General features: G+C 53.2%; 1 protein-coding gene and 7 pseudogenes. 5 read left to right on the top strand and 3 right to left on the bottom strand.

All coding sequences use genetic code 11. The annotated features are described in order from the left end of the window. The first annotated feature begins 44 nt into the window (after window positions 1-44). The 3 pseudogenes from FYJ34_RS15655 (at window position 45) to FYJ34_RS12385 (ending at window position 3,066) form a co-directional block, all read left to right on the top strand. Window positions 45-1,057: pseudogene (locus tag FYJ34_RS15655) on the top strand (6-phosphofructokinase). 72 nt (window positions 1,058-1,129) lie between these two features. Next, a pseudogene (gene dnaX, locus FYJ34_RS15410) lies at window positions 1,130-2,701 on the top strand (DNA polymerase III subunit gamma/tau). Window positions 2,702-2,715: 14 nt separating this feature from the next. Then, window positions 2,716-3,066: pseudogene (locus FYJ34_RS12385) on the top strand (YbaB/EbfC family nucleoid-associated protein). A 119-nt stretch (window positions 3,067-3,185) separates the two neighbouring features. On the opposite strand, the pseudogene FYJ34_RS12380 reads toward FYJ34_RS12385, so the two are convergent. The 3 pseudogenes from FYJ34_RS12380 to FYJ34_RS15405 all read right to left on the bottom strand — a co-directional run. Then, window positions 3,186-3,367: pseudogene (locus FYJ34_RS12380) on the bottom strand (YbaB/EbfC family nucleoid-associated protein); the annotation flags it as partial. Between the two features lie 14 nt (window positions 3,368-3,381). Next, window positions 3,382-4,946, bottom strand: a pseudogene (gene dnaX / locus FYJ34_RS12375) (DNA polymerase III subunit gamma/tau). 81 nt (window positions 4,947-5,027) lie between these two features. After that, window positions 5,028-6,097 (bottom strand): annotated as a pseudogene (locus FYJ34_RS15405) (6-phosphofructokinase). Window positions 6,098-6,236: 139 nt separating this feature from the next. On the opposite strand from FYJ34_RS15405, the gene FYJ34_RS15650 reads away from it, so the two are divergent. Continuing rightward, window positions 6,237-6,482 (top strand): M24 family metallopeptidase, encoded by a 246-nt coding sequence (locus tag FYJ34_RS15650; RefSeq protein ID WP_330582742.1) that lies wholly within the window; start codon window positions 6,237-6,239, stop codon window positions 6,480-6,482. A gap of 12 nt (window positions 6,483-6,494) precedes the next feature. Next, window positions 6,495-7,037, top strand: a pseudogene (gene map, locus FYJ34_RS12365) (type I methionyl aminopeptidase); the annotation flags it as partial.

The following is a 7,037-nucleotide window of genomic DNA, read 5'->3' as shown; positions in this document are numbered from 1 at the left end:
GGATGCTGACCAGCGGAGGAGACTGCCAGGCGCTGAATGCGGCTATGCGGGGAGTCGTCAAAGGACTTTGCAGGGAAGGCCGGTCTGTAGAAATATGGATTTCAGGACGGATACAAGGGATTGATCTATTCCGATTTTCAGATGCTGAAAAAGGAGGACTTTTCAGGAATCCTGACAAGGGAGGCACGATCCTGGGAACGTCCAGACAGCCGTTTAAGCAGATGCGGATTCCGGACGAGAATGGATTGGATAAGGTGGAAGCCATGAAGCACACCTATCACAAGCTGCATCTGGACTGCCTGGTGATCCTGGGGGGAAATGGAACGCACAAGACAGCGAACCTTCTGCGGTCAGAAGGGCTGAACATTGTGACACTGCCAAAGACCATTGACAATGATCTCTGGGGAACGGATATGACCTTTGGGTTTCAGAGTGCCGTAGATATTGCTACAGATACCATTGACAAGATCCATACCACGGCCACCTCCCACAGCCGGGTCTTTATTGTAGAAGTGATGGGACATAAAGTGGGGTGGGTCACACTTTATGCGGGCATTGCAGGCGGGGCGGATATTATCCTTCTGCCGGAAATCCTTATGACATAGAAAAAGTGACGGAAGCGCTGGACGCAAGAAAGCGGGCAGGGAAGCGATTTTACCATCATTGCAGTGGCAGAAGGCGCTTTGTCCAAAGAGGAAGCAGAGCTTCCAAAAAAGAAAGAAAACAGCAGAAGGCGGCTGCCGGCTATCCTTCCGTGGCTTATGAGATCGCAGAAAAGATCCAGGAGAGAACAGATCAGGAAGTGCGGATCACCGTGCCGGGCCATGCGCAGAGAGGCGGAGCGCCTGTGCTTACGACAGGGTTCTGGCCACCCGGCTGGGAGCTGCGGCGGCCAAAGGCGGTGCTGGATGGGCAATACGGCTGCATGCTGGGTGTGCGATCCGGGGAGATCGTCCGTGTTCCCCTGGAAGAGGTGGCAGGCAGGCTAAAGGGCGTGGATCCGAAGGCGGAGATCCTGGAAGAAGCAAGGCAGACAGGCATCAGCTTCGGCATCTGACGGCGGTGGGAAAGGAACCGCAAACGTCCGGCAGACGACAGCGAGGGAAGCAGAAAAGACGGGAGAAAAATCATGTCATATATGGCATTATATCGCAAATTCAGACCGCAGGGATTTCAGGATGTAAAAGGACAGGAAGCCCTGGTGCGGACTTTAAAAATCAAATACAGGCGGATCGGATCGGGCATGCGTATCTGTTTTGCGGAACGAGGGGAACCGGAAAAACGACGGTGGCAAAGATTTTTGCGAAGGCAGTCAATTGTGAACACCCCAGGGAAGGCAGTCCCTGCGGAGCCTGCTCCATGTGCAGGGAGATCGGGGAAGGCAGCTCCATGAATGTCATCGAGATCGATGCGGCATCTAATAACGGAGTAGACAATATCCGGGAGATCCGGGAAGAGGTGTCCTATCGTCCGGCAAAGGGAAAGTATAAGGTCTACATTATCGACGAGGTGCATATGCTTTCGGCAGGAGCCTTTAATGCACTGCTGAAACACTGGAGGAACCGCCGGAATATGTGATCTTTATTCTGGCTACCACAGAGGTGCACAAAATTCCGGTCACGATCCTAAGCAGATGTCAGAGGTACGACTTCCGCAGGATCGACAGCGGTACGATCGCAGAGCGCCTGCAGGAGCTGGTAGAAAAGGAAGGGCTTCAGGTGGAGGAAAAAGCGATCCGGTACATTGCACGCATGGGGGACGGATCTATGCGGGACGCGCTGAGTCTTCTGGACCAGTGTACCGCCTTTTATCTGGGGGAGAAGCTGACCTATGAGCATGTACTGGAGGTGCTGGGAGCGGTGGATCAGTCCGTTTTTGGGAAACTGCTGGAGAAGCTGCTGGCGGCAGAAGTAAAGGGTGTGATCCAAACGGTGGAAGAACTGGTGCTTCAGGGACGGGAGCTGACGCAGATGACGATAGACTTTACCTGGTATCTGCGAAATCTCCTTCTGGTAACGGAAGGAGAAGAAGCGGCAGAACTTCTGGAGATTTCGGCAGAGCAGTTCCATCAGCTTCAGAGCCTGCGAAAGAAGGTAGAGGACGAAACATTGTTTCATTACATCCGGGTATTCTCCGAGCTGAGCAATCAGATGAAATTTTCCGGGCAAAAGAGGATCTTGCTGGAAATGACACTGATCAGACTCTGCAGGCCGGAGATGGAGAAGAAGGAGGATGCCCTGTGGGACAGGCTGCGGCGAATGGAACAGCGGCTGACAGTGATGGAGGAGGAACCTTCTGCCCGCCCGGTGATCCGGGAGGGGGAAACAAAGCTGCAGCAGGAGGCACAAAGTCCCAGGCCGGCACTTCCCGAGGCGTTGACGGAAGAGGTGCAGTATGTAGCAAAAAACTTTCGGGAGATCATACAGGAAGCATCCCCCCTGCTTCGGATATGTCTGAAAAAAGCAAGGCTGAGCGCGGGAGAGGGAAATCTGCTTTTGGTGGTGATGCAAGCGAAGTGGAGGCGGATGCAGTAAGAGCTCCGGAACGGCTGGAGGAGCTGTCGCGTCTGCTGGAGGAAAAAACGGAAAAACAGATCCGGATAGACGTTCGCCAGATGGAGAAGGGCAGACGGTTTGAGGACAGCTTTGTAGACATAGAACAACAGATACACATGGAACTGACGATTGAGGAGCAAGAATAAAGGAGGAACAGACAATGGCAAAAAGAGGTGGATTTCCGGGAGGCGGAATGCCGGGAAACATGGCAATCTGATGAAGCAGGCACAAAGATGCAGCGGCAGATGGAAGAACAGGCAAAAGAAATGGAACCAGGGAATTTGTGGCTACGGCGGGAGGCGGAGCCGTGGAGGTGACGGTTTCCGGAACCAAGCAGATCCTGAAGCTGAAGCTGGATCAGGAGGTTGTGGATCCCGATGATGTGGAAATGCTGGAAGACCTTATTGTGGCGGCAGTCAATGAAGCGATGGGGAAAGTGGATGAATCTTCTGCTTCTGCCATGTCCAGGCTGACTGGCGGAATGGGTGGACAGATCCCGGGATTGTTTTAATGGAGTGAACAGGAATGGATTATTACAGTGGACAGATCCAGCAGACTGATAGAGGAGCTGTCGCGTCTGCCGGCCAATAGGTCTTCCAGCATTTCCACATCGGGATCCACCCTCCTTCAGCCTCGCTTGGTTCCGGAAACCGTCACCTCCACGGCTCCGCCTCCCGCCGTAGCCACAAATTCCCTGGTTTCCATTTCTTTTGCCTGTTCTTCCATCTGCCGCTGCATCTTTTGTGCCTGCTTCATCAGATTTGCCATGTTTCCGGCATTCCGCCTCCCGGAAATCCACCTCTTTTTGCCATTGTCTGTTCCTCCTTTATTCTTGCTCCTCAATCGTCAGTTCCATGTGTATCTGTTGTTCTATGTCTACAAAGCTGTCCTCAAACCGTCTGCCCTTCTCCATCTGGCGAACGTCTATCCGGATCTGTTTTTCCGTTTTTTCCTCCAGCAGACGCGACAGCTCCTCCAGCCGTTCCGGAGCTCTTACTGCATCCGCCTCCACTTCGCTTGGCATCACCACCAAAAGCAGATTTCCCTCTCCCGCGCTCAGCCTTGCTTTTTTCAGACATATCCGAAGCAGGGGGGATGCTTCCTGTATGATCTCCCGAAAGTTTTTTGCTACATACTGCACCTCTTCCGTCAACGCCTCGGGAAGTGCCGGCCTGGGACTTTGTGCCTCCTGCTGCAGCTTTGTTTCCCCCTCCCGGATCACCGGGCGGGCAGAAGGTTCCTCCTCCATCACTGTCAGCCGCTGTTCCATTCGCCGCAGCCTGTCCCACAGGGCATCCTCCTTCTTCTCCATCTCCGGCCTGCAGAGTCTGATCAGTGTCATTTCCAGCAAGATCCTCTTTTGCCCGGAAAATTTCATCTGATTGCTCAGCTCGGAGAATACCCGGATGTAATGAAACAATGTTTCGTCCTCTACCTTCTTTCGCAGGCTCTGAAGCTGATGGAACTGCTCTGCCGAAATCTCCAGAAGTTCTGCCGCTTCTTCTCCTTCCGTTACCAGAAGGAGATTTCGCAGATACCAGGTAAAGTCTATCGTCATCTGCGTCAGCTCCCGTCCCTGAAGCACCAGTTCTTCCACCGTTTGGATCACACCCTTTACTTCTGCCGCCAGCAGCTTCTCCAGCAGTTTCCCAAAAACGGACTGATCCACCGCTCCCAGCACCTCCAGTACATGCTCATAGGTCAGCTTCTCCCCCAGATAAAAGGCGGTACACTGGTCCAGAAGACTCAGCGCGTCCCGCATAGATCCGTCCCCCATGCGTGCAATGTACCGGATCGCTTTTTCCTCCACCTGAAGCCCTTCCTTTTCTACCAGCTCCTGCAGGCGCTCTGCGATCGTACCGCTGTCGATCCTGCGGAAGTCGTACCTCTGACATCTGCTTAGGATCGTGACCGGAATTTTGTGCACCTCTGTGGTAGCCAGAATAAAGATCACATATTCCGGCGGTTCCTCCAGTGTTTTCAGCAGTGCATTAAAGGCTCCTGCCGAAAGCATATGCACCTCGTCGATAATGTAGACCTTATACTTTCCCTTTGCCGGACGATAGGACACCTCTTCCCGGATCTCCCGGATATTGTCTACTCCGTTATTAGATGCCGCATCGATCTCGATGACATTCATGGAGCTGCCTTCCCCGATCTCCCTGCACATGGAGCAGGCTCCGCAGGGACTGCCTTCCCTGGGGTGTTCACAATTGACTGCCTTCGCAAAATCTTTGCCACCGTCGTTTTTCCGGTTCCCCTCGTTCCGCAAAACAGATACGCATGCCCGATCCGATCCGCCTGTATTTGATTTTTTAAAGTCCGCACCAGGGCTTCCTGTCCTTTTACATCCTGAAATCCCTGCGGTCTGAATTTGCGATATAATGCCATATATGACATGATTTTTCTCCCGTCTTTTCTGCTTCCCTCGCTGTCGTCTGCCGGACGTTTGCGGTTCCTTTCCCACCGCCGTCAGATGCCGAAGCTGATGCCTGTCTGCCTTGCTTCTTCCAGGATCTCCGCCTTCGGATCCACGCCCTTTAGCCTGCCTGCCACCTCTTCCAGGGGAACACGGACGATCTCCCCGGATCGCACACCCAGCATGCAGCCGTATTGCCCATCCAGCACCGCCTTTGCCGCCGCAGCTCCCAGCCGGGTGGCCAGAACCCTGTCGTAAGCACAGGGCGCTCCGCCTCTCTGCGCATGGCCCGGCACGGTGATCCGCACTTCCTGATCTGTTCTCTCCTGGATCTTTTCTGCGATCTCATAAGCCACGGAAGGATAGCCGGCAGCCGCCTTCTGCTGTTTTCTTTTCTTTTTTGGAAGCTCTGCTTCCTCTTTGGACAAAGCGCCTTCTGCCACTGCAATGATGGTAAATCGCTTCCCTGCCCGCTTTCTTGCGTCCAGCGCTTCCGTCACTTTTTCTATGTCATAAGGGATTTCCGGCAGAAGGATAATATCCGCCCCGCCTGCAATGCCCGCATAAAGTGTGACCCACCCCACTTTATGTCCCATCACTTCTACAATAAAGACCCGGCTGTGGGAGGTGGCCGTGGTATGGATCTTGTCAATGGTATCTGTAGCAATATCTACGGCACTCTGAAACCCAAGGTCATATCCGTTCCCCAGAGATCATTGTCAATGGTCTTTGGCAGTGTCACAATGTTCAGCCCTTCTGACCGCAGAAGGTTCGCTGTCTTGTGCGTTCCATTTCCCCCAGGATCACCAGGCAGTCCAGATGCAGCTTGTGATAGGTGTGCTTCATGGCTTCCACCTTATCCAATCCATTCTCGTCCGGAATCCGCATCTGCTTAAACGGCTGTCTGGACGTTCCAGGATCGTGCCTCCCTTTGTCAGGATTCCTGAAAAGTCCTCCTTTTTCAGCATCTGAAAATCGGAATAGATCAATCCCTTGTATCCGTCCTGAAATCCATATATTCTACAGACCGGCCTTCCCTGCAAAGTCCTTTGACGACTCCCCGCATAGCCGCATTCAGCGCCTGGCAGTCTCCTCCGCTGGTCAGCATCCCTATTCTAAGCATGGCTTTCCTCCTTGGTTTCTTCTTTCCTGCACATTGGAATTATACTCTATTTTCTTTCCTGCACAATTGTGTTATACTGAAAAAAAGAATTGCTGCCGGAAAGTTACGACCGGCAATCCAAAAAGAGGGGAAAGAGAGGTTGCACCTTGGATCAGTTAAAGAAAAACTATGGAAGCTGGCTGCCAAAGGAGAGATCGTTCCGGACAGCTCGCTGTTAAAGACGCCTCAGCAGATTGAGGCCATCAAAAAAAGTGCCCGGCTGAACACGGCCGTTTTAGATCATGTAGAAGCCCATATCCGCGCCGGTCTGTCCACAGAGGACATCGATCGTCTGGTATTTCAGTTTACAAAGGAGCACGGCGGATCCCGCCCCGCTCGGATATGAAGGTTTCCCAAAAGCGTCTGCACCTCCGTCAATAACGTGATCTGCCATGGGATCCCATCTGAACAGGAAATACTGAAGGAGGGCGATATTATCAACGTAGACGTATCCACCATCCTGGACGGTTATTTTTCTGACGCCTCCCGCATGTTTTGCATCGGAACGCCTTCTCCCGAAGCCCGGCGCCTTGTGACCGTCACAAGGGAGTGTGTGGAGCTCGGCCTTGCCGCCGCCCGCCCCTGGGGGCATCTGGAGATATCGCCTTTGCCATCTCCTCCCACGCGAAAAACACGGCTATTCGTAGTGGAAGAGATCGGCGGACACGGCATCGGTCTGGAATTCCATGAGGATCCCTATGTCAGCTATGTGACTCCCAAAGGCAGCGAAATGGTCCTGGTGCCGGGTATGATCTTTACCATTGAGCCTATGATCAATCAAGGTAGTCCCCGTTTTACCGTAGACAGCCAAAATGGCTGGACGGTATCCACCGTGGACGGCGGCCTGTCCGCGCAAGTGGAATACATGGTTCTGATCACGGATACCAAAGCGGAAGTTCTT

Origin of the sequence: Suipraeoptans intestinalis, assembly GCF_009696485.1 — a bacterium.
GTDB lineage: Bacteria > Bacillota > Clostridia > Lachnospirales > Lachnospiraceae > Suipraeoptans > Suipraeoptans intestinalis.
This window is presented reverse-complemented; position numbering and strand designations above follow the sequence as displayed.